This is a genomic window from Ralstonia sp. 22111 (assembly GCF_052045895.1).
Classification (GTDB): Bacteria; Pseudomonadota; Gammaproteobacteria; order Burkholderiales; family Burkholderiaceae; genus Ralstonia; species Ralstonia wenshanensis.
The window spans coordinates 99,769-120,095 of sequence record NZ_JBQEPR010000007.1 but is presented as its reverse complement, the minus strand read 5'-3'; the positions used below and the strand labels follow the sequence as shown (position 1 = coordinate 120,095).

At 64.0% G+C, this 20,327-nt stretch carries 19 protein-coding genes; 9 read left to right on the top strand and 10 right to left on the bottom strand.

The window, feature by feature from the left end:
• Window positions 1-542: 542 nt before the first annotated feature.
• Both ACTJK4_RS18260 and ACTJK4_RS18255 read right to left on the bottom strand, forming a co-directional pair.
• A complete protein-coding gene (locus ACTJK4_RS18260; RefSeq protein WP_440077437.1) occupies window positions 543-1,349 on the bottom strand; it encodes an oxidoreductase in 807 nt (268 codons plus the stop codon).
• A gap of 59 nt (window positions 1,350-1,408) precedes the next feature.
• Window positions 1,409-2,869 carry an efflux transporter outer membrane subunit gene (locus tag ACTJK4_RS18255; RefSeq protein ID WP_440077436.1) on the bottom strand — a complete coding sequence of 487 codons (1,461 nt, stop codon included), beginning with the start codon at window positions 2,867-2,869 and terminating at the stop codon, window positions 1,409-1,411.
• An 86-nt stretch (window positions 2,870-2,955) separates the two neighbouring features.
• Between ACTJK4_RS18255 and ACTJK4_RS18250 the strand changes: the two genes are divergently transcribed.
• The 7 genes from ACTJK4_RS18250 (at window position 2,956) to ACTJK4_RS18220 (ending at window position 11,062) form a co-directional block, all read left to right on the top strand.
• On the top strand, window positions 2,956-3,570 hold the full coding sequence (locus ACTJK4_RS18250; RefSeq protein ID WP_440077435.1) for a TetR/AcrR family transcriptional regulator: 615 nt from the start codon (window positions 2,956-2,958) through the stop codon (window positions 3,568-3,570).
• A gap of 86 nt (window positions 3,571-3,656) precedes the next feature.
• Window positions 3,657-4,763: an efflux RND transporter periplasmic adaptor subunit gene (locus tag ACTJK4_RS18245; protein ID WP_440818593.1), complete on the top strand. Its 1,107-nt coding sequence runs from the start codon at window positions 3,657-3,659 to the stop codon at window positions 4,761-4,763.
• Window positions 4,760-7,882 (top strand): efflux RND transporter permease subunit, encoded by a 3,123-nt coding sequence (locus ACTJK4_RS18240; protein WP_440818592.1) that lies wholly within the window; start codon window positions 4,760-4,762, stop codon window positions 7,880-7,882. Before ACTJK4_RS18245 ends, ACTJK4_RS18240 begins: the two co-directional genes overlap by 4 nt.
• Before the next feature lie 139 nt (window positions 7,883-8,021).
• Complete coding sequence (locus tag ACTJK4_RS18235; RefSeq protein ID WP_322017822.1) at window positions 8,022-8,663, top strand: helix-turn-helix transcriptional regulator; 642 nt, start codon at window positions 8,022-8,024, stop codon at window positions 8,661-8,663.
• Window positions 8,660-9,628 carry a threo-3-hydroxy-L-aspartate ammonia-lyase gene (locus ACTJK4_RS18230; protein ID WP_440077433.1) on the top strand — a complete coding sequence of 323 codons (969 nt, stop codon included), beginning with the start codon at window positions 8,660-8,662 and terminating at the stop codon, window positions 9,626-9,628. The genes ACTJK4_RS18235 and ACTJK4_RS18230 overlap by 4 nt, the downstream gene beginning before the upstream one ends.
• Window positions 9,625-10,056, top strand: a complete 432-nt coding sequence (locus ACTJK4_RS18225; RefSeq protein WP_232039981.1) for a RidA family protein — start codon at window positions 9,625-9,627, stop codon at window positions 10,054-10,056. Before ACTJK4_RS18230 ends, ACTJK4_RS18225 begins: the two co-directional genes overlap by 4 nt.
• 124 nt (window positions 10,057-10,180) lie before the next feature.
• The gene (locus ACTJK4_RS18220) at window positions 10,181-11,062 is read left to right on the top strand and encodes a flagellar brake protein (protein WP_232039980.1); all 882 of its coding nucleotides are present in this window, start codon (window positions 10,181-10,183) and stop codon (window positions 11,060-11,062) included.
• 4 nt (window positions 11,063-11,066) lie between these two features.
• Here ACTJK4_RS18220 and ACTJK4_RS18215 read toward each other — a convergent pair whose 3' ends face one another.
• Complete coding sequence (locus ACTJK4_RS18215; RefSeq protein ID WP_316869584.1) at window positions 11,067-11,951, bottom strand: LysR family transcriptional regulator; 885 nt, start codon at window positions 11,949-11,951, stop codon at window positions 11,067-11,069.
• Between the two features lie 114 nt (window positions 11,952-12,065).
• Between ACTJK4_RS18215 and ACTJK4_RS18210 the strand changes: the two genes are divergently transcribed.
• Window positions 12,066-12,503 carry a multidrug/biocide efflux PACE transporter gene (locus ACTJK4_RS18210; protein ID WP_322017819.1) on the top strand — a complete coding sequence of 146 codons (438 nt, stop codon included), beginning with the start codon at window positions 12,066-12,068 and terminating at the stop codon, window positions 12,501-12,503.
• A 114-nt stretch (window positions 12,504-12,617) separates the two neighbouring features.
• Window positions 12,618-13,259: a response regulator transcription factor gene (locus ACTJK4_RS18205; RefSeq protein ID WP_440077432.1), complete on the top strand. Its 642-nt coding sequence runs from the start codon at window positions 12,618-12,620 to the stop codon at window positions 13,257-13,259.
• Between the two features lie 7 nt (window positions 13,260-13,266).
• Here the strand turns inward: ACTJK4_RS18205 and ACTJK4_RS18200 are convergent, their stop codons facing one another.
• From ACTJK4_RS18200 to ACTJK4_RS18170, 7 genes are all read right to left on the bottom strand, one after another.
• On the bottom strand, window positions 13,267-13,485 hold the full coding sequence (locus ACTJK4_RS18200; RefSeq protein WP_322017817.1) for a DUF1059 domain-containing protein: 219 nt from the start codon (window positions 13,483-13,485) through the stop codon (window positions 13,267-13,269).
• Between the two features lie 135 nt (window positions 13,486-13,620).
• Complete coding sequence (locus ACTJK4_RS18195) at window positions 13,621-14,019, bottom strand: DUF488 domain-containing protein (protein WP_440818591.1); 399 nt, start codon at window positions 14,017-14,019, stop codon at window positions 13,621-13,623.
• 55 nt (window positions 14,020-14,074) lie between these two features.
• Window positions 14,075-15,103: an ABC transporter substrate-binding protein gene (locus ACTJK4_RS18190; RefSeq protein WP_260801376.1), complete on the bottom strand. Its 1,029-nt coding sequence runs from the start codon at window positions 15,101-15,103 to the stop codon at window positions 14,075-14,077.
• A 317-nt stretch (window positions 15,104-15,420) separates the two neighbouring features.
• The gene (locus ACTJK4_RS18185) at window positions 15,421-16,317 is read right to left on the bottom strand and encodes an ABC transporter permease (protein ID WP_024978364.1); all 897 of its coding nucleotides are present in this window, start codon (window positions 16,315-16,317) and stop codon (window positions 15,421-15,423) included.
• Window positions 16,307-17,101 carry an ABC transporter ATP-binding protein gene (locus tag ACTJK4_RS18180; protein ID WP_232039974.1) on the bottom strand — a complete coding sequence of 265 codons (795 nt, stop codon included), beginning with the start codon at window positions 17,099-17,101 and terminating at the stop codon, window positions 16,307-16,309. The genes ACTJK4_RS18185 and ACTJK4_RS18180 overlap by 11 nt, the downstream gene beginning before the upstream one ends.
• Before the next feature lie 54 nt (window positions 17,102-17,155).
• Window positions 17,156-17,878: a GntR family transcriptional regulator gene (locus tag ACTJK4_RS18175; protein ID WP_024978366.1), complete on the bottom strand. Its 723-nt coding sequence runs from the start codon at window positions 17,876-17,878 to the stop codon at window positions 17,156-17,158.
• Window positions 17,879-18,024: 146 nt separating this feature from the next.
• Window positions 18,025-20,301, bottom strand: coding sequence for a nitric-oxide reductase large subunit (locus ACTJK4_RS18170; protein ID WP_260801379.1), 2,277 nt, complete (start codon window positions 20,299-20,301; stop codon window positions 18,025-18,027).
• Window positions 20,302-20,327: the final 26 nt, after the last annotated feature.

Genomic DNA, 20,327 nt, shown 5'->3' with positions numbered 1-20,327 from the left:
CAAGACCGAGCAGCCGCACCCTATGCCATGTGCGACCCGTGCGCGGCGGCAGGCAGGCCTGCGCCGCAGCGCATGCGAAGGCTTTAAATGGCCGCATGGCACTGATGCACGCGGCGCAGCGGCACTTCGAGCACATCCTGAACAGATCAGGCAGTGGGGTCTGCGGGCACCCTGGCGGGCGCGGCTCCGGCTCGATAGCGGCGCTGAAAAACACCGCGCCGCTGCCTGGCGTGAGCCCCTGCGCACATCTCTCTTGGTGAGCGAAATTCCCGTGTGTACTGCCCCTTCATCACGCAAGTCCCCCGAATTTTTTTGGTGGTACGGCGCAACGCGGTGTGCAGGAACCATGCCATGCGCGGCTTTGTGGGCAGAGACGTACCGTGCCGCGATGCCTGACAGGATGCGTCGTCAAGCTTCCATGGCGGGGCAGATTTGATGAGGTTTTTTCAAGATGTTTTCGGGCCGCACGTCCGAGGTTCCGGACTCACGGTGAACATTGTTGAGATTTGGGGTGGGAGTGAGCGCACCCGTGGCAACGCGCTTTAGGAGAGTCCGAACGTTTTTCTCAGGCTCGAGTCAACGGGGCCAGCCGGCATGAAACGGCGCAGCTTGCTCAGAAGAGATGCCTCGCCTTTTGGTGTGCGGCGCATCTTCCATGCCCCCAGTGCAGCATCGACGATGGTGCTTGCGACACCATCGGGGTCCGGCGCCTTCTGGACGCTTTTTTGAATCGCCTGAGAAACGATGCCGCGCTCCGCGTCGTAGGCGGAGACCTTGGAAACCGCTTGAGGCGCGTTGACATCCAGGCTGGTCTTGGTGAATGACGGCTCGACAAGCACCACACGGATTCCGAACTTGCGCACTTCGTGATCCAGCGTCTCGGACATTCCTTCCACCGCGTGCTTGGATGCCGAATACAGGCCCATGTAGGGCGCCGGCAGGAAGCCGAGCACCGAGCTGATGTTGACGATGCGCCCCGAGCGTTGCGCGCGCATGTGCGGCAATACGGCTTGCGTGGTGCGCAAGATGCCGAACACGTTGGTATCGAATAGCGTCTGGGCTTCGGCAACCGACGTTTCTTCTGTCGCGCCGAGCAGAGCCACGCCGGCGCTGTTGACGAGCACATCGATGCGCTTGGCCTGCGCGATGATCGTCTCGATTCCACGCTGGACAGAGGCTTCATCACGGATATCCATCTGGATCAGTTCAACACTGGCGATCGGTTGAGTGCGAGCGATGTTGCGCACGGTGCCGAATACGCGGCACCCGCGCAGGGCAAACTTTGCGGCGGTGGCACGGCCGATGCCGGAGGACACGCCGGTAATGACAACAACTTTGGAATTCGACATGGCAGTTTCTTTCTGTATGGGTGAATGGGAGCTGCGATAAATCGGGTTTTGCCAGCGGTCTATTTGCTGGCGACAGCGGTCGGGGTATCGGGCTGCCAGCCACCGCCCAGCGCCTTGAATGCCGCTACAGCGGCACGCGCGGATTCCGTTTGGGCCTGGGCGCGTGCGTCCGAGGCACGCAAGAGGCTCTCGTCTGCCTGCAGGACTTCGATCAGGCTGACGACGCCTTTTTGGTACGCCGCAAATGAAGCATTCCGCGCGCGGCTCAGCGAATCCACGCCTTGCGCGAGCACCGTGGCTTGCTCCTCGCGTTTGACGAGGCCGGAGAAGGCGTCCTCCACATCTTGCGTGGCGCGCAACACCGCGAGCCGGTACGCAGCCAGCATCTCCGCCTCTTGCCCCTTGGCTTGATCGATCTGCGCGTTGATGCGGCCGAAGTCGAACAGGCGCCAGCGCAGGCCGAGCACGCCCGCAAATTGGCTGGCACCGCTGCCGAACAGACTTCCAGCGCCTATCGATGTGGCGCTGCCGAGCAGGCCGCTGAGCGAGAACTTCGGGTAGTACTCCGCGATGGCTACGCCGATGCGCGCGTTGGAAGCAGCGAGGCGGCGTTCAGCAACGATGAGGTCGGGGCGGCGCCGCAGCAGTTCGCCTGGGGATCCGCTGATGGCAATTTGCGGAGCGGCCGGGATGTCTTTGTCTTCCATCAGCTCCGCCCGGTGCGTGCCCGGGACTGACCCGAGCATCACGTCCAGCGCATTCATCGAAGCATCAACGCCCGCCTCAAGTTGCGGAATGGAGGCGCGCACCTGCGCGAGCGCGCCTTCGGCCTGCCTGACCTGAAGCTCGGCTGCCAGCCCCTTGCCGTATAGCAGGTTGATGGTGGAGAGCAATTCCTCTTGTGTTTGCACCTGGTGACGGGCCACCTTCAGGCGCGTTTGCAAGCCACGAATGGTGATGTAAATATCAGCGGTCTGCGCGGCCACTGCCAGCCGTGTCGCGACTGCGCCTGCCTGGGAGGCCTGATAGTCGGCCAATGCTGCCTCTCGGCCACGGCGCAGGCCGCCGAATACGTCCAGCTCCCAGCTTGCGTTAACGTCGGCCTCGAATGCGTTGCCGTAGCGGTCGAAGCCGGGTCTTGAATTCAACACGCGGCCTAAGGGCGTTTCGACAGACTGGTACGCACGCGCGGCCTGCCCCGTGAGATTGCCCGAGGGCAGCAACGCGGCATCGGCGGCACCTAGGCCAGCGCGCGCTTGCGTAACGCGGGCGAAGGCTTGGGCGAGGTCCAGGTTCTGTTCCAACGCGAGTTGAACAAACCGTGTGAGCTGCGGATCGCCAAAGCCGTCCCACCACTCGGACAGATCCGCCGCGGCATGGGCGGGCCGTTGCTCGACCGACGTCTGACCCAGGAATCGATCGGGAACCGGCGCCTCCGGCTTCACATAGTCGGGGCCGACGGCGCACCCTGTGGCCAGGCCGGCAACGAGAAGGGCTGCAAGGGAGTGTTTTGGCAACATGGCGACGTCCATCGAAATTTTGAGTGACTATAGTACAAATCGGTCACAAGTTGTTCAACTATCTCGACTGGCGTAAGCTGAAGCCCATGAAAACCACTCCTTACCCCGTTTCCGCCCGCGGCCCGGCGGACCATGACGTACGAGATCAGATCGTCGCGGCCGCCACCGAGCACTTCAGTCGGTACGGCTACGAGAAGACCGCTGTGTCCGATCTGGCCAAGGCGATTGGCTTTTCCAAGGCCTACATCTACAAGTTCTTCGAGTCCAAGCAGGCCATTGGCGAGATGATTTGCGCCAACTGCCTGCGCGAGATCGAGGCCGACGTGAATGCCGCTTTGGCCGAGGCCGGGTCCCCGCCGGAGAAGCTCCGCCGCATGTTTAAAGCCTTGACGGAGGCCAGCCTTCGGCTGTTTTCCCACGACCGTAAGCTCTACGAAATCGCTGCCTCGGCTGCGACCGAGCGGTGGCAGTCGGTGATCGCCTATGAGGGCCGCATCCAGCAACTGCTGCGCAATGTCCTGCAGGAGGGACGCGAGACCGGAGACTTCGAGCGCAAGACGCCGTTAGACGAGGCCACGGCGGCCATCTACTTGGTCATGCGTCCGTTCATGAATCCGTTGCTCTTGCAGTACAGCTTCGACTACACGGAGGCCGCGCCTGGGCTGCTTTCCAGCCTCGTACTCCGAAGCCTTTCTCCCTGACGCTCAGATTTTTGTATGTGACCATTGACTAAATTAGTCACTTGAACAAGAATGAAAGCCCAGATCATCCTGTCGATGGGGCTTTCATGCTTTCGCGTCGCGTTGCTACCTCTACCGCTGTCCTTGCGTTGCCGCTGGCGTTGATCGCTTGCGGCGAAAAAGCCCCCGCCGACCCGCGCANNNTGGTGCGCGCCGCGTTTGTTCGGCCCGTGGCGTCTGCATCGCGCTCGTTCACAGGCGTCGTGGCTGCCAGGGTGCAGAGTGACCTCGGATTCCGCGTGCCCGGCAAGGTGCTGGAACGACTCGTGGACGCAGGGCAAACCGTCAAGCGGGGCCAGCCGCTCATGCGCATCGATCCGGCAGATCTGAAGCTCGCCGCTCATGCGCAGCAAGAAGCCGTGTCCGCCGCGCGGGCACGCGCGCAACAGACGTCGGAAGACGAAGCGCGCTACCGCGACTTGCGCGGCACGGGGGCGATTTCCGCCTCCGCTTACGACCAAGCCAAGGCCGCGGCGGACGCAGCCAAAGCGCAACTGAGTGCCGCTGAAGCGCAGGCTGACGTCGCGCGCAACGCCAGCCGCTATGCAGAACTGGTTGCCGATGGCGACGGCGTAGTCATGGAAACGCTGGCCGAGCCCGGCCAAGTGGTCAACGCCGGGCAGGCGGTTGTGCGCTTGGCGCATGCCGGCCGTCGTGAAGCGGTGGTCCAGTTGCCGGAGACGTTGCGGCCTGCGATCGGCTCGGTCGCACAGGCCACGTTGTTCGGCAAGGAAAGCGGTGGCACGCCCGCCAAGCTGCGGCAACTATCGGATGCTGCCGATCGGCTGACCCGCACGTACGAAGCACGCTATGTGTTGGACGGCGAACTCGCCACCGCGCCGTTGGGTGCCACCGTCACGATCCAGATTCCTGAGCGGCAGGCGACAGCGCAAGGCGACTTGCAGGTGCCCCTAGGCGCGCTATTCGATGCCGGCAAGGGCCCCGGTGTGTGGATCATCCACGGCGAGCCGACCAAGGTGTCGTGGCGTTCCGTCTCCATCGTGCGCCTTGGTGACGAAGGCGCAAGCGTTGCCGGTCAGATCAAACAAGGCGACCGGATCGTCGCACTTGGCGCACAACTGCTGCGTGAGGGCCAGCAAGTCCGCGTGGCCGGGCAGGGCACCGGCACCGCCATCGCGGGAGTGCGACTGTGAGCCCGGGCCGCTTCAACCTATCGGCGCTTGCCGTGCGCGAGCGTGCCGTCACGCTGTTCCTCATCTGCCTGATCTCGCTGGCGGGGCTGATTTCCTTCTTCAAGCTGGGCCGTGCGGAAGACCCGGCGTTTACGGTCAAGGTGATAAACATCGTCACCGTGTGGCCGGGCGCCACCGCGCAGGAAATGCAGGACCAGGTGGCAGAGAAGATCGAAAAGCGCATGCAGGAGCTGCGCTGGTACGACCGCACCGAAACGTACACCCGCCCCGGTTTGGCGTTCACCACGCTGACTTTGCTCGACAGCACGCCGCCGTCGGAAGTGCAGGAAGAGTTTTATCAAGCGCGCAAGAAGGTCGGCGACGAGGTGAGCAACCTGCCGTCGGGCGTGATCGGGCCGATCGTCAATGACGAATATTCGGACGTGACCTTTGCCCTGTTTGCGCTCAAGGGGCAGGGCGAGCCGCAACGTGCGCTCGTGCGCGATGCGGAGACTCTGCGCCAGCGCCTGCTGCATGTGCCCGGCGTGAAGAAGGTGAACATCATCGGCGAACAGTCCGAGCGCATCTACGTCGAGTTCTCACATGACCGGCTGGCGACGCTCGGCGTGAGCCCGCAAGACGTGTTTGCCGCGCTCAACAGCCAGAATGCGCTGACGGCCGCCGGCTCGGTCGAAACGAAAGGGCCACAGGTGTTCATCCGCTTGGATGGCGCATTCGATGAACTACAGAAGATTCGCGATACGCCGGTGGTCTCGCAGGGCCGCACGTTAAAGCTCTCCGACATCGCCACCGTCAAGCGCGGTTATGAAGACCCCGCCACATTCATGGTGCGCAATGGCGGGCAGCCCGCGTTGCTGTTGGGCGTCGTCATGCGCGATGGATGGAACGGGCTCGATCTGGGCAAGGCACTCGACAAGGAAGTCGGCGCCATCAATGCGGACATGCCGCTCGGCATGAGTCTGACCAAGGTGACGGACCAAGCCGTCAACATCGCCGGTGCAGTCGACGAGTTCATGCTCAAGTTCTTTGCTGCGCTACTGGTGGTGATGCTGGTGAGCTTTATCAGCATGGGCTGGCGCGCAGGCCTTGTGGTGGCCGCTGCCGTGCCACTGACGCTCGCCGTGGTGTTTGTGGTCATGGCCGCGACAGGAAAGAACTTCGATCGCATTACCCTCGGGTCGCTGATCCTGGCGCTGGGCCTGTTGGTGGACGACGCGATCATCGCCATCGAAATGATGGTGGTGAAAATGGAAGAGGGCTACAGCCGCGTGGCTGCTTCGGCCTATGCGTGGAGCCACACCGCCGCGCCCATGCTGTCGGGCACGCTGGTCACGGCCGTCGGCTTCATGCCCAACGGCTTTGCGCGATCCACGGCGGGTGAATACACCAGCAACATGTTCTGGATTGTCGGCATTGCGCTGATTGCATCCTGGGTGGTCGCGGTGGTGTTCACGCCGTACCTTGGCGTGAAGATGCTGCCCGATTTCAAGAAGGTCGAAGGCGGCCACGATGCGATTTACGACACCCCGCGCTACAACCGCTTCCGTGTGCTGCTCGGGCGCGTGATTGCGCGCAAATGGCTAGTCGCGGGCGCGGTGGTGGGCCTCTTCGCCTTGGCCATAGCGGGCATGGCGGTGGTTAAGAAGCAATTCTTCCCAATCTCGGATCGCCCGGAAGTGCTGGTCGAGGTGCAGATGCCTTATGGCACGTCGATCAACCAGACCGACGCGGCGACCGCAAAGATCGAAGCCTGGCTCGCCAAGCAGAAGGAAGCCAAGATCGTGACGGCATATATCGGCCAGGGCGCGCCACGCTTCTATCTGGCAATGGGGCCAGAGTTGCCCGACCCGTCGTTCGCCAAGATCGTGATCCGCACCGATAGCCAGGAAGAGCGTGATGCGCTGAAGCAGCGTCTGCGTCAGGCCGTTGCGGATGGCCTCGCCCCCGAGGCGCGCGTGCGTGTTACGCAGCTCGTGTTCGGCCCGTATTCGCCGTTCCCGGTGGCTTACCGCGTGACCGGCCCGGATGCGGAGACATTGCGCCGCATCGCCGCCGATGTGCGGCAGGTCATGGACGCCAGTCCGATGATGCGCACGGTCAACACGGACTGGGGCATGCGTGTACCGACGCTGCACTTCACCTTGCAGCAAGACCGTCTCCAGGCCGTGGGCCTGACTTCCAGCGCCGTTGCGCAGCAACTGCAATTCCTGCTCAACGGCGTTCCGGTGACGGCGGTGCGCGAGGACATCCGCACCGTGCAGGTGACCGCGCGCTCGGCCGGCAACGTGCGGCTCGACCCGGCCAAGATCGGAGACTTCACACTGGCCGGTGCCAGCGGGCAGCGCATCCCCCTCTCGCAAATCGGCAAGATCGAGGTGCGCATGGAAGAGCCCGTCATGCGCCGGCGCGACCGCATGCCGACCATCACGGTGCGCGGCGATATTGCCGACGGTCTGCAACCGCCCGATGTGTCGACCGCCATCAGCAAGCAGCTTGCCCCGATCATCGAGAAACTGCCGAGCGGATACCGCATTGAGCAGGCGGGCTCCATCGAAGAGTCGGGCAAGGCGACGAAGGCCATGCTGCCGCTGTTCCCGATCATGCTGGCGGTGACCTTGCTGATCCTCATCTTCCAGGTGCGCTCCATTCCAGCGATGGTCATGGTGTTCCTGACCAGCCCGCTGGGGTTGATTGGTGTGGTCCCGACCCTGATCCTGTTTGGGCAGCCGTTCGGCATCAACGCGTTGGTTGGCCTGATTGCGTTGTCGGGCATCTTGATGCGCAACACCCTCATCCTCATCGGGCAGATCCAGCACAACAAGGACGAGGGATTGGACCCGTTCAGGGCCGTCGTAGAGGCTACGGTGCAGCGAGCGCGTCCGGTGATCCTCACCGCCTTGGCCGCCATCCTCGCCTTTATTCCGCTCACCCATTCGGTGTTCTGGGGCGCACTGGCTTACACCCTGATTGGGGGCACGTTCGCCGGGACGATCCTGACTCTGGTGTTCCTGCCGGCGATGTACTCGATCTGGTTCAGGATCCGGCCTGGCAACGCGGCCGAGGCGCAGCCCACATCGCACGAAGCGGCGCAGCCCCCAGGCCAGCTGGTGCCCGAATAATCTTTCCCAGCCTGCCCTAGTTACCTCCGTTCTCTCTCGACCTTCGGGCAGGCGTTTTTTCTCCTTGGGAGTCGCACGCTGTCATGGCGCCTCCCGTGGCATTGACGAAATGTCATTAATTGACGTATCGTCAGTGCCCATGAAACCCATCGAAGAAAACCGCCTTCTGCTGCGCGAAGGCCGCAAGATCGTCGAGGCGCTAGGCAACACGCTGGCGCCGCTGGTGGAAGTCGTCCTGCACGACCTGACCGATCCCGATCATTCCGTCGTCGCCATCGCCAATAACCTGTCCGGCCGCCAGGTGGGCGACGCCGTGACGGAGCTGGGACTCGCGCGCCTGGCCGATCCGGGCTTCCCGGAAGTCATCGAAAACTACGCCAACCGGTTTCCCGACGGGCGCCCGGCCAAGAGCACCTCGATCGGCCTGAAGAACAGCCGCGGCGATTACGTGGCGGCCATCTGCCTGAACATGGATGTATCGATGCTCGGCGCCATGACGGCGAGCCTCACGAGGTTGATGCGCATCGATGTTGCCGCGCCGCCGGTGCCCGAGTCGCTCGGCTCCCGCCGCGTGGAAGACGTGCGCATTGCACTCGAACAGTTTGCCGCCGCCCGCAACACCACGCCCATGGCCATGACGCTCGACCAGCGCCGCGAAGCCATGCGCGAACTCGCCGCCAGCGGCCTGCTGAACTTGCGCCGCGCACTGACCGAAGTCGCTCAGGCACTCGGCGTGGCGCGCTCCACCGTCTACACCTACCTTCCCGAGGACCTCGCATGAGCCTGCCCATTTCCTACGACGACGTTGTCGCCGCGCACGCGCGCCTGCAAGGCGTTGCCCACAAGACGCCCGTGCTGACGTCAGCAACCGCCAATGCCATGGCCGGCGCCGAGCTGTTCTTCAAGGCTGAGAGCTTCCAGCGCATGGGTGCGTTCAAGTTTCGCGGCGCGTACAACGCGCTGTCGCAATTCACGCCGGAGCAGCGCAAGGCGGGCGTCATCACGTTTTCGTCTGGTAACCACGCGCAGGCGATTGCGCTGTCGGCAAAGTTGCTCGGCATGCGTGCCGTCATCGTCATGCCGAAGGACGCACCGGTCGTGAAGGTGGAAGCCACGCGCGGCTACGGCGGCGAGGTGGTGTTCTTCGACCGCTACACCGAAGACCGCGAAGCCATCGGCCGCAAGCTGGCCGAAGAGCAGAGTCTCACGCTGATTCCGCCGTACGACCATCCGCACGTGATGGCCGGGCAGGGCACGGCGGCCAAGGAACTCATCGAAGAGGTTGGCCCGCTGGACGTGCTGCTGGCCCCGTTGGGCGGCGGCGGGTTGCTCTCCGGTTGCGCCACGGCAGCGTGCGCGCTGAACCCCGCGTGCAAGATATTCGGCGTGGAGCCCGAGGCTGGCAACGACGGCCAGCAGAGCTTTCGCAAAGGCGAAATCGTCCATATCGGCACCCCCAAGACGCTGGCTGACGGTGCGCAGACGCAGCATCTGGGCAACTACACGTTTGCCGTGATTCGCGAGCTGGTCGACGACATCGTGACCGTGAGCGATGCAGAACTCGTCAGCGCCATGCAGTTCTTCGCCTCGCGCATGAAGGCGGTGGTCGAGCCCACCGGCTGCCTGGCCGCCGCTGCGGCCCTGAACGGCAAGGTCGATGTGCGCGGCAAGCGCGTCGGCGTGATTCTCTCGGGCGGCAATGTGGACTTGCAGCTCTTCGCCAAGCTGGTGCTGGGGGCGGCATGAGCGCTTCCGGCCATGCCGCCCCCGGCGACGCTCGCTATGTCAACGCGCCGGATTTGCGACCGCCGGCGGGGCACTACTCGCATGCGGTCTGTGCCAATGGTTTTGTGTTCTTGGCCGGGCAGATTCCGGTGACGCCGGCAGGCGAAAAGCTCGTCGAAGCGCCGTTCGAGACGCAGGTGCGGCAGGTCCTCTCCAACCTGGACGCCGTGCTTGCCGCTGCCGGTACCGACCGCTCGCGTCTGGTGCAGGTGCGCGTGTACGTGACTGACATGGAGACGCACTGGCCCGCCTTCGATGCACTCTACCGCGCGTGGATCGGTGACCTCCGCCCGGCGCGCGCCGTGGTGCCGGTGCCGACGCTGCACTACGGTCTGGCAGTGGAAATCGAAGCGACGGCACTAGCGGGGGATGCAAACGCTTGCGCTTGATGTGCGTCAGGCGGGTGGGGTTCGCGCGAGTTGATCTCCCGCCGTTTGGCCGCCATTGTTGCAGAATGGAAGGCATGCCTGCCGAGGCACATGCCCGACCAAGACGCACAGATCCCTCGCCCCCATGACCCTGCAAAAAACGCGGCAACTCACCCAGGAAGACGTGCCGGTCGGCCAGCCGCTGCCGTTCCCACTGGCCGATAGCGGGGGCCACCTGCTGCTGCCCGCCGGCGCCGTGGTTCCGGATGCCGAAGACGTCCGCCTCCTGTTTCATCACGGCCCGGTGCTGGCATTGGATGAAGGCGAGGGCGTTGAGGTTGCTGCACCTGCGGCGCCCGGTGAAGCCAAGCCCCGCCTCGCGTCGAGCGGTCTGAGCGTGGGGACCGTCCTGCAGGTGCAGGAGAAATCCGCACCGATGCGCGGCCTGCTGCCGTGCCGCCTGATCGGCTACATCGAAGGTGAGGCGGTGTTCGTCACGCAGCCGGCCGACGGCAAGCGCACGCTGCGCCCGGAGGTTCGGGACATCCTCTTGCTGCGCGGATTTTCCGGCCGCGCGGTCGTTACCATGATGTGCAGCGTGGTGTCGGTGGGGCAATTTCCTTCGCCGTACCTCGTGCTGTCTGCGCCGATCAAGATGCAGAAAATGCCGCTGCGCCGCGCCAAGCGTGTGCAGGTCCGGATCGGTGCCCGCTTGCGCCCCGAAGGGCAGGCGGCTTCAGCGGCAGATCGCGTGGCGGTGATCCGCGATATCTGCCTGAATGGCGCGCTTGTGCAAAGTGCCAGCGCGGCATTTCAGCCCGGCGACAGGCTGTCTGTCGATTTCAGTGCCTACGTGGATGGTCAGCTGGAGTCGTTCTCCCTGACGGGCCGCGTGGCGAGCGGGTCGCCCGCGCTGGGGGCGCCTGCATCTGCGTTTCCGTCGTTCGGCATGGAGTTTTCGCTGACGAAGGAGCAGACGGCGCAGCTTTCGCACCTGATCATCGATCGGCTCGACGAAAACGCTTGAGCGCCTAGCCCGCCAGCATCGTTTCCAGCAGCCAGGCGCCGGCCTGCCCCAGCGTGCGATTGCGTGACCATACGGCGTCGACCGGCACGAGGCGCGGCCAGCCCCGTGCATGTACTTCATGCAACCGGTCTGCGGCGAAGTGATCCACCAGCCAGCGCGGCAGCTCCGTCCATCCGAAGCCCAGCACGGCCATTTCCAGCAGCATCAGGTAGCTCGGCGCAGACCAGCGGCGCAGGCTGCGCACGGGCACCGCGTCGGTGCGCGGCCCCGTCGGATCGACGAACGTGTTCAACCGTAGCTCGCGCGCCTCGCGCAGTATGGCGTGCGGCACTTCCTCTTCACCGTATCGGGCGAGCGGGTGCTGCAGCCCCACGAACAGCCCGATCTCCGATTGCTCTGCAATGGTGGCCCAGCCGATATCGGCCGGATATGCTGCCTGCGCCGCTACCAGGCCGATCTGGGCACGGCCCAGCTGGATGATATCGACCACGTCTTCGTGTTCGGCGATCAGGCATTCGAGTTCGAGGTCGGGGTAACGCTGCTCCAGCGTGGCGAGCGTCTGCTCATACCGGTCCGACTGGTAGGTGTCCGACACGACGAGCGTCAGGCGCGCCTCCAGGCCACCGGCCATTTGCGCCGCCAGTCGGTCCATCTGCGCGCTGGCGTCGAGCACGCGGCGCACCTGGGTGAGCATCGCGTGGCCCGCTTCGGTCAACGTGGGCTGGCGCGTGCTGCGGTCGAACAGCGTCAGGCCCAGGTCGATTTCAAGATTGGCGATCGCCTCGCTGACCGTGGACTGCCGCTTGCCCAATTTGCGGGCTGCGGCGGAAAAGGAACCGAGCGTGGCGGCTTCGGCAAAGGCCAGCAAGGCTTCGGGCGAATGACGCATTCAGTACTCCGGACGGCGAGATAGCGCTCAATATATCGGAAAAACCGATACTAATGAACTGGATCATGCGGCTAATACCGATGAAAATGGCGCTGTTCTTTGGAGGTAAGTGCAATGCAAGTCATACAAAAAACGCCAGCCGAGCGCCTTGTCCATGCGCTGACGTTCGAGTTGGTTGCCATGCTGATCTGTGCCCCGCTGTTTAGCTGGCTGATGGATCTGCCGTTGGCCGAAATGGGCGTGATGACGCTCATGTTTGCGGCGGTGGCGATGGTGTGGAACATGGTGTTCAACACCATCTTCGAGCGCGTGGAGCGTCGCTACAAGCTCTCGCGTACCGTGGTCCTGCGGGTGGTGCATGCGTGCCTGTTCGAGGGCGGGTTAGTCTTGATGCTGGTGCCGCTGGCTGCCTGGTGGCTCGACGTGGGTCTGTGGGAAGCGTTTGTGCTCGACATCGGCATCATGCTGCTGTTTCTGCCGTACACGTTCTTCTTCAACCTTGCGTATGACCACGTGCGCGCGCGCTTGATGTCGCGCCGAGCGCTGGCCTGATCCCCGATGGGCTTAGGGCAAAAGGGGCAGTGCGGGAGGTGATGCGCTTCCTATAATGAAGTCCCCTTCCAAGACGGGCGCCGCGGTCGCAAGCCGCGGCGCCCGTATTCCTTCATGCCGCATCTTTCTGTCGCCTCATCGCATGCCTCGGCAACCGTGCTGCGCCAGTGCTACGTGGCGGCGTGCGCGGGCGATGCTACGGGCGTGATGAACGTGCTGCGCGATGCGTGCGGCGCAAACCATGCAGCGGCCCTGATCCGATGGCGCGTCGATGGGAGGTGGCACTGGGCGGCGTCACGCGGCGCATGCTCGGCCGACGTGCTGCTGCATGCGGTGCGCGGTGATGGTGTGGAGACCTGGCCCGTGGTCGATGCCGAAGTGCGCGGCGCGGTGTGGCTCGATTACCGCAAGTCGGGCGTGCCGCAACCCATGCAGCATGGTGCGGCGCCACAAGCCTTGCTGCCGCACTTTGCGCAAGCACTGGCGTTGTGCTGGCAACGCGTTGCTGCACGCACAGGCATCTCGCCTGCGCAGCCGGCCAGCCTGTGGTTGACCGATGCATTCCACCTGACGCGCCGCGAAGCCGATGTTGCCGATCTGCTCGCAAGCGGCTCTGACCCAGCCTGCATTGCCCGCACGCTGGGCATTTCACTCGACACGGTGCGCACGCACCTCAAGCACGTCTATCGCAAGACCAACACGCACAGCCAGTGCGATGTGGTGCGGCTCATGCTGGCGCTGTCTGCGCGTCGGTAGCCGCGAATCAGGCTGCGGCCACCTTTGGTGGCGCCACGGCTGGGGTGCCGTCTTGGAAAAGGGTTTGCAGTTGCGCCCGCAACTCGGGCGAATCGGTGTGCTTGTGCACGGAAACGGCATGCTGCACAGCCGCCTCCAGCAATTCGGCATCGCTGTCGGCGCTGATGGCGACCGAGCAGTTGGTCTCGCTGGGGAAGGCGCGGCAATCGATGTAGCGGCGGCCCATGGCGGTGCTCCTGGAATGACGAATGACGACGGCACGACGCGATGAGAGTGTGGTCGCGCGTACGTTCGTTATAGGTTTGCCGCAGCGGCGCGTCGTCACCCGCGTGGGGTACGCGGTTCGTTACCGTGCCTTCCGTCAGTCGGCCAGCTTTGCGCCACGCTCCTTCAACAACGCGCGCAGTACTGACCGATGGCAATGCGCTTCATCCTCGCAATAGCAGCCGACCGACAGGTTGGTCTGGTGCGATAGCGCGGCCAGCATGTCGAGCAGGCGCGCTGCATCACCGTCGCGCATTTCGGTGCGGAAGTGGCGTACGAAGGTTTGCCAGCCCTTCTCGTCGTGCGCGGTTTGCGCGGCCTGCGCCTGCTTGACCAGTTCGGGCGTGGGCGAGAGCAGCGGCATCCACACGTCGTAGAAATCGCGGCTGGCGAATTCTTCCTTCGGCACGCCGCGCGGTGGGCGCCGCACGGTGCCGATGCGCAAGCCCTCACCGGGGTGACGCGGCTCGCCGAGCCGGACGATGCGTAGTGCCATGAAAATACCTCCGTGCGGATGCTGCGTGCTGCTCGATGTGCTCAGGCGTTTCGCGTTACGAACCCTGCCGGTTCTGCACCGTCGGGAAGAAGACGTCCTTCCACGACGCGGGCTTGTTCTTGAGCGTGCCCACGCGCTGCATGAATTCAGCATAGTGCGCGACGCCCACCGGCGTGGTCGTGAAGCGCGAATCCGGATCGTCCAGGATCTTCTTCACGTCTTCCGGTGAACTCTTCACCTTCGATTGCGCAATGTAGATCTGCGCGGCCTTGGTCTTGTCCTTGGCGATGAGGGCGTTGGCTTCATCCAGCGCCGCCACGAATGCCGCCGACAGCTTCGGGTTGGCCTCGTAGAACTTCTTGCTGGTGTAGGTCATGTCCAGCGTGATGTTGCCGAGCACGTCAACCGTGTTGAACACGCGGTGCAGGCCGGGGGCCGCGGCCTCGGTGTACGAGAACGGCGGCGAGGCCATGTGGCTGTTGATCTGGCTGCCGCCGGCCAGCATGACGGCGGTGGCGTCGGGGTGCGGCAGCGGCACGGTGATCGGGTCAAGCTTGTTGAATTGCTTGTCGCCGAAGGTCTTGGCGGCAGCCATCTGCAGCACCACGGCCGGCAGCGAGGTTTTGATGCCGGGCACGGCAATGCGGTCCTTGTCGGAGAAATCTGCCAGCGTCTTTACGTTGGGGTTGCGCGTCATCAGGTACATCGACGACGAACTGAGCGACGACAGCCCGCGCACTTCCATCGCGCTGCCGCGGGTCTTGTCCCACAGCGTGAGGAAGCCCGGCACGCCCAGCGAGGCGATGTCCAGCGCGCCCGAGAGCATGGCGTCGTTGATGACGTTGCCGCCATCGAGGATGCGGTAGTTGACCTTGACGTCGCCCAGGCCGGCGGCCTTGGCTTGCTTCTCCAGCAGGTGCTCGCTGGCCATCACCATGATGGGCAGGTAGAGGATGCCGTAGCCGTGGGAGATGCGGACTTCGGTGGCTTCTGCGTGGGCGGTGCTGATGGTGCCGCCCAGGAGCGATGCGGCCAGCGTGGCGGCCATGGTCAGGCGGAGGACGTTACGGCGGGGTTTGTGCATGTGTTGTCTCCTTGTTGCTCTGTTGGTCTTTATGTTTGTTGGTGGTGTATTCCCTGTTTCACCCCCTGCCGGGGGCGACTCACTTTCTTTGTCTTGCCAAAGAAAGTAAGCAAAGAAAGGCGCGCCAGATGCGGCGAAAGACTCCTTGAATTTGTGTGACCGTGCGGGGAAGGAGGCAAACTCGCTTCGCTCAGACAAGCCTCCTTCCTTTTTCCGCCCGCTCACAAAAATTCAAGGCGCCGCATAGGGCAGGGTGCGGCCAAACCGTCGAGGGGCGAGTGTGAGCGCCTGGACGGTTTCGGTAGTCAAGCGCGCCCTTAGTTCTGCATGCCCCAGCGTTTGACGGTGCGGGCTTCCAGCGTGCGGAATACCAGGTTCTCTACCAGCAGGCCGATGATGATCACCGTCAACAGACCCGCAAAGACTTCGGGAATCTGCAGCTGGTTCTTGTTCTCGTAGATGTACCAGCCGAGGCCGCCCTGGCCGGAACTCACGCCAAACACCAGTTCCGATGCAATCAACGTGCGCCATGCGAATGCCCAGCCGATCTTCAGGCCGGTGAGGATGGAGGGGAACGCGGCCGGGATCAGGATCTTGGTCAGGTACCCCATGCCGGATAGCCCGTAGTTGCGGCCCACCATGCGCAGCGTGTTCGATACCGACAGAAAGCCGGCATGCGTGTTGAGCGACACCGCCCACACCACGGAATGCACGATCACGAAGATCAGGCTGCCGTTGCCGAGACCAAACCACACGAGTGCGATAGGCAGCAGCGCAATGGCGGGCAGCGGGTTGAACATGGCCGTGAGCGTTTCCAGGAAGTCCTGCCCGAGCCGGTTGCTGATGCCCAGTACCACCAATGCGCACGACAGGGCCAGGCCAAGCGCGTAGCCCGCCAGCAGCGTTTGCATTGACGTGCCGATGCGAGCGAACAGTGTGCCGCTGGCCAGCCCTGCCCACAGTGCCTGCACCGTATCGGAGAAGGTCGGCATCAGCAGCGGGTTGTCGAGCCAGCGTGCACCGCCTTCCCACACGAGTGCCAGCACGACGAGGATGACGAGCTTGCGCAGCCACGCCTGCTCGTACAGGCGCTCGGCAATGGAGAGCGGTTTTTCCACCACGCCGATGCGCTCGAACGCCACGGGCGTGCTGTAGACGGGCGCGCGGTTGCTGATGTCGGTGGTGGCTGGCATGGAAAGGGTTTCAGTCTGCATGGGTTTCCTCCACCGTGCGGGCGAACAGCATGTCGTGGATCTCGGCTTCCAGCGCCTTGAAGCGCTCGGGGTCATCATCGCCGCGCGCAAGGCTCGGCAACTCGGCGCGCACCTGTCCGGGATGCGGCGAAAGGATCAGGATGCGGCTGCCGCAGCGGATCGCCTCCGGAATCGAGTGCGTAACGAACAGCACGGTGAAGCGCGTTTCATCCCACAGTTGCAGCAGCTCGTCCTGCATCTTGCGGCGCGTGAGCGCATCGAGCGCGGCGAAGGGCTCGTCCATCAGCAGCACGTCGGGCTCCATGGCCATGCCGCGTGCGATGGCCACGCGTTGCTTCATCCCGCCCGACAGCATGTGCGGGTGGTGGTCGGCAAATTTGGTGAGATTGACCTTGTTGATGTAGTGCAGGGCGCGTTCTTCGGCCTCACGCGCGCCCAGCTTGCCCGTGGAGAGCAGCGGGAACAGCACGTTCTCTTTCACGGTCTTCCACGGCAGGAGCTGGTCGAACTCCTGGAACACCATCATGCGATCGGGGCCCGGCTTGGTCACGGGCTGGCCTTTCAGGCGGATCTCGCCTTCGGTGGGCGTGAGGTAGCCGCCGATGGCCTTGAGCAATGTCGATTTGCCGCAGCCCGATGGGCCCAGCAGGATGTAGCGCTCGCCGGGGTAGACCTGAAAGTCGACGCGGTAGGTGGCCGTCACCAGATGCTGGCGCGTCTTGTACTGCAGCGTGACGCCGCGCACGTCCAGCAGCGGCGGCGCGGTCGATGAGTTGGCCTGCATGATGTTGTCTCCTGTGTGTGTTTTTGTCGGGTCGGGTGGCAGCGTGGGAGGGCGTTACCGGATATCCACGTGGTACCGGAAGTGCGCCGCCGCGCCGCGCGAGCGCCGCCATTCAAGCGGCACCCGGTCGTAGCCGCGCGCAACGCGTTCGATGACCATCACCGGATCGCCGGGCTGGATGCGCAACAGCCGCGCGTACGTTGCGTTGACGGCCTCGGCGGTAAGCGTTTCTTCAGCGCTGGCGATGATCTGGCCGCAGTGGGATTCGTACAGCGGATACAGCAGGTCGCCAAACGCGTCGAGTTCCAGCGTGGCGAGCGGGGCGAATCGGTCGTACGGCAACCAGATTTCTTCGGCCAGCATCGGCGCGCCATCCAGCAGGCGCAGCCGGGTCAGGCGAATGACCGGTGAACCCGTTTCAATCTGCAGGCCCGCAGCCGGTGCGGACGGTGCATCCAGCACGTCACGCTTGAGAATGCGGCTCTCGGGAATGCGTCGCTCGCCGCTTTCACTCTGGAAACGGAAGAACCGGAACAAGGAGCTGGCAAAGCTGGCGCGCCGCACAAAGGTGCCGCGGCCTTGGAAGCGTTCGAGCAGGCCTTCGGCCACCAACACGTCGACGGCTTTGCGGACCGTGCCGACGGCCACGTTGTACGTCTTGGCAAGCTCGGCTTCGGTGGGGATGGCGTCGCCCGGGCGCCAGTGCTGTTGGGCGATCTGCGCGGCCAGATCGTCGCGCAATTGCTGATAGCGGGGCAGGCGGAGATCGGCGGGCATGAGGTATCTGAAGTGGTCAACTATTCATCTATATGATTTGTCATTGTAGGGAGCTTGCGAGCGGCTGGCATTACAGGAAAACCCGCAGGGCCCGGTCGAATCGACACGGGCCCTGCGGGTTTTGGTGGAACTGCTTGGGTTAAGGATTAACGGGTGGCGCGAGCCGAAGCCGGCAGCGGCTCAGTCTGTTGTGCCTTCGGACGGCGCAGCAGCCGCAGCGCATACCAGGCCAGCACAAGTGCGCCGATGGCGAACACGATGTCACCCGGCACGCGCAGCCAGACCAGCGTTTCCATCACTTTCGAGTGCACCACCTCCGGCGAACGGGCGTACCACATGCCCTTGGTGACGCTGGCCCAGGCCTGGTAGATACCGGCCGGCAGCAGCGACATGAACACCATCATGGCCAAGCCGATATTCAGGCCCCAGAACGCGGGCTTGAGCAGGCGGTCGGCATGCAGGCTGCGGGCATACAGGCCGCGCAGGCAGAACAACATCAGGCCGATACCGAGCATGCCGTACACCCCGAACAGTGCGGCGTGCCCGTGGGCGGCCGTCATGTTCAGACCTTGTACGTAGTACAGCGAAGCCGGCGGGTTGATGGCAAAGCCGAGCAGGCCGGCGCCGACGGTGTTCCAGAAGCCTACGGCCACGAAGCACAGCACGGGCCACTTGTAGGCGTTGAGCCACGGCGTGCCTTGCGTGCGGCGATAGTTCTGCAGCGCTTCGAGCCCGATCAGCGTAAGCGGCACCACTTCCAGCGCAGAGAACACCGCACCCACCGAGATGATCGACGTGGGCGTACCCGTGAAGTACAGGTGATGCAGCGTGCCCAGAATGCCGCCGAACAGGAACACGATCGTCTCGGCCACGATGGCGCGGTTGGCGCTGCTGGCGCGAATCAGGCCCAGGCGCGTGAAGATGAGCGCGATGACGGCGGTGGCGAACACTTCAAAGAAGCCCTCCACCCACAGGTGGACGAGCCACCAGCGCCAGTACTCGATCATCGAATAGTGCGTGTGTTGGCCCCACACCAGCGAGGTCGAATAGAAGCCGCCGATGCACGTGGCCGACAGGAACACCATGGCGATCAGTCCGCGCGATTCCGACGGCGTCTTCAGTGCCGGCCACAGTGCGCGGCCCAGCAGCACGACCCAGAACAGCAGGCCGACGAACAGCAAGATTTGCCACACGCGGCCCATGCTGGTGTATTCCAGCCCCTGGTTACCGACCCAGAAACCGAAGTCCGCACCACGATGTTGCAGCGTGCCGAGCCAGCCGGTGGCGATGGAGCCCACCACGATAAAGATCAGCGCCCAGAACAGCAGGTCAACGCCCAGCTTCTGGAACTTCGGTTCACGGCCCGACAGCAGCGGCGCAATGTAGAGGCCCGTGGCCAGCCACGCCGTGGCAATCCACAGCACGCCAAGCTGCGTGTGCACGGTCCGGCTGATCACGTACGGCAGCACCTGCGCCAGCGGAATCCCGAAGAACGATTCACCTTCCACCGCATAGTGCGCGGTGATGGCGCCCATGCCGATCTGCACCAGCATCAGGCCGATCACGGCAAAGAAGTACTTGCGCGTGGCCTTCATCGACGGCGTGGCAACCACGTTGAGGAACGGATCGGCCGGCAGCGGCGCAGCCTCCTCTTCGTGCTTGCTGCTGCCGTGCAGCCACAGCATGGCGGCAATACCGCCCAGCAGCAGCACGATGCTGACCATCGACCACATGGCGGCACCGCCGGTCATGGTGTTGCCCACCAGGGGTTCATGCGGCCAGTTGCTCGTATACGAGATGTCGGTCTCGCCCGGGCGGTCGGCCGCAGCGGCCCACGACGTCCAGAAGAAGAATGCCGCCAGGGCTTCGCGGTCGGCCGCTTCCGGCAGCACGCCGGTAGCCATGGCGTATTGATCACGCAGCGTTGCGAGCGACGGATCGGTGCCGAACAGGGCCTCGAAGTGCTGCGCCACGCCGCGGATGGCCTCTGCGCGCTCACGCGACACGGTCAGGATGTCGCGATTTGCGTCGTACGTATTGCGGCGCATTTCCTCCTTCACGCTGGCGTCGACGGCGGCTTGCTGCACCGTCGTCAACGGCGCGTCGGTATCGAACTGCTGATGCGCGCGGATGGCTTGCAGCGCCGTGGCTTCACGGTGCAGCCAATCGGCAGACCAGTCAGGCGCCACGTAGCTGCCGTGGCCCCAGACGGTGCCAAGCTGCTGGCCCCCGGCTGCCAGCCAGGCCTCTTGCCCGCGCTGGATCTGTTCGCCGGTGAAGAGCACCTCGCCCACAGAAGTGACGACGGCATGCGGGATCGGCGGCGCTGCCAGATAGATCTGCCGGCCCAGATAGCCCAATGCCCCGAACGACAGGATGAAGATCAGGCCGAGCCACCGCCACAGCCTTTGGTTGTTTTTCATGACAAGGTTCCTTGCAGGATGCAATC